Annotated in this window: 1 pseudogene; it reads left to right on the top strand. The window is 69.5% G+C overall.

Annotation, left to right across the window (positions count from 1 at the left end):
* Positions 1 to 226: pseudogene (locus N869_RS16285) on the top strand (IS1634 family transposase); the annotation flags it as partial.

Consider the following 226-nt stretch of genomic DNA (forward strand, 5'->3'; position numbering starts at 1 on the left):
CCACCCCCACCGGGCGCAGCCTGGACACCGGCGCACTCGCACGTGCCCGGTCCCTGGTGGGGCTGAAGGGCTACGTCACCAACATCCCCGCCGAGCTGATGAGCGCCGAGGAGGTGATCAGCTCCTACCACGACCTCTGGCGCGTCGAGCAGTCCTTCCGCATGTCCAAGACCGACCTACGCGCCCGCCCGATCTTCCACCACACCCGCGAGGCGATCGAGGCCCA

Source organism: Cellulomonas bogoriensis 69B4 = DSM 16987, assembly GCF_000767165.1.
GTDB classification, from domain to species: Bacteria; Actinomycetota; Actinomycetes; order Actinomycetales; family Cellulomonadaceae; genus Actinotalea; species Actinotalea bogoriensis.